3 protein-coding genes are annotated in these 1,592 nt (G+C 67.1%); 1 reads left to right on the top strand and 2 read right to left on the bottom strand.

Annotated features, from left to right (window positions below; genetic code table 11):
• Nucleotides 1-249: 249 nt before the first annotated feature.
• Nucleotides 250-717: a helix-turn-helix domain-containing protein gene (locus tag CCN51_RS09185; RefSeq protein WP_086859432.1), complete on the top strand. Its 468-nt coding sequence runs from the start codon at nucleotides 250-252 to the stop codon at nucleotides 715-717.
• Between the two features lie 212 nt (nucleotides 718-929).
• Here CCN51_RS09185 and CCN51_RS09180 read toward each other — a convergent pair whose 3' ends face one another.
• Together CCN51_RS09180 and CCN51_RS56360 are read right to left on the bottom strand one after the other, a co-directional pair.
• Complete coding sequence (locus CCN51_RS09180; RefSeq protein ID WP_143675755.1) at nucleotides 930-1,304, bottom strand: hypothetical protein; 375 nt, start codon at nucleotides 1,302-1,304, stop codon at nucleotides 930-932.
• Between the two features lie 77 nt (nucleotides 1,305-1,381).
• Nucleotides 1,382-1,592, bottom strand: a 211-nt coding sequence (locus tag CCN51_RS56360) for a DUF6233 domain-containing protein (protein WP_245881593.1), incomplete at its 5' end; no start/stop codon positions are given.

Raw genomic sequence — 1,592 nt, 5'->3', positions numbered from 1 at the left:
GTCATTATTCCGATCAGGTTGCTGAGCTGGGTGTTCTCTGTCGATGGTGCGGCCATCGGAGAGGCGTGGTGTGGTACTCGTTGAGCAGTCCACCGAGCACCTGCCGACGCCTGACCGCGGCAGCGGGCAGGGGGATGATGTGCGGGTCGTCGTCGGGTGCTCGTAGGTCCTACGGGGTTCCAGAACTCGGCCCGGCGCGATGACCAGCGGTAATGAGTGGAGTAGCACTCGCTGGGAAGGACTCGGATTGTGCCGCTACGTCTGCTCTACTTGATCTTCACCCGGCTGCTCGGCTGGTGCGTGCTCCTCTGCCGTTCCTCCACCTCCAAGGACATCGAGCTGCTCGTTCTGCGGCACGAGGTGGCGGTGCTGCGCCGCACGAACCCCAAGCCGCGCTTTACCTGGGCCGACCGCGCGTACCTCGCCGCGCTGATCCGGCAGCTGCCGCGGCGACTGCGACGGCACCGTCTGGTCACACCCGACACGATTCTGCCGTGGCACCGCCGACCGGTGACGAAGAAGTGGACGTACCCGAACCGAACCGGCCGCCCGCCGATCGACCAGGCGATCGCCACGCTCATCGAACAACTCGCCCGGGAGAACACCTCGTGGGGATACCAGCGCATCCAGGGCGAGCTGCTCAAGCTCGGCCACCGCGTGGGCGCCTCCACCATCCGCAGAGTCCTCAAACGCCGGAAGACACCCCCCGGCACCTGAACGGCAGACCGACACAACGTGGCGGCACTTCCTCCGCACCCAGGCCCAGGCCACACTCGCCGTCGACTTCTTCCACGTGGACTGCGCCGTCACCCTGCGGCACCCCCACCAGGCAACACCCCAAGAAATCCACGCCGTCCTCACCGCCTGGGCCGCCGCCGGAACATGACCTCCTAGAACCGCGAAACACGAGGGGGCCGGGCGGCCTCCCCTTACACCCACCTGTCCGGCTCCCCGGGCTTCCAGCCTCTCTGCAGCGTCTGGACTCCCTGCACCGCCATCCGTGCGGACAACCACGCGTCATACACTGCGGCCAGGCGCGGCCCGCCACTTCCCGACCGGACCCGGTCCCGGTACACGTGCAGCTCCGACTTGGGCATCCTGCCCACCCAACCGACGTACTCAAGCAGCGTCATCCCCCGGTCACGTGCCTCCTCGGTGAGGATGGCTCGGTGGTGATCGGAGAGTCGGCCGATGCGCTCCGGGTAGACCTTCACACGGATGAGGGTGCCATCGCGCAACTTGTCCATGGTCCAACCAACGTTGTCGTCATCGGCGGGTTTACTGCCTTTGCGTCGCATGGCCATGCCCACGATTGTCGCGCCTACGCCCAACACGCCGCCACCCATCCGACATGGCTTCCCGCCGTGGGAATAGCCAAGTCTCAGCGCGAGTTCCGAAGCGCCCGGTCGGGGCGGCATACGTCGCAGACCGCTACGTCGGGGTGCCTGACCAACTCAGCCTTCCTGGCCAGCTCGGCGGCCTCGGCGGTGGTGATGCGAGTGTGGCTGGTGCGGGCTTGCCAGCAGTCGCGGCGGTGAAGGCGGCGGGATGGATCGTCTTCCACGTACTGAGTTGGGTCGGCCGCGCGGCGA

The organism is Streptomyces milbemycinicus (genome assembly GCF_002154605.1).
GTDB classification, from domain to species: domain Bacteria; phylum Actinomycetota; class Actinomycetes; order Streptomycetales; family Streptomycetaceae; genus Streptomyces; species Streptomyces milbemycinicus.
Note: the sequence above shows the minus strand (reverse complement) of the source record. Positions and strands in the feature narration are given on the sequence as shown.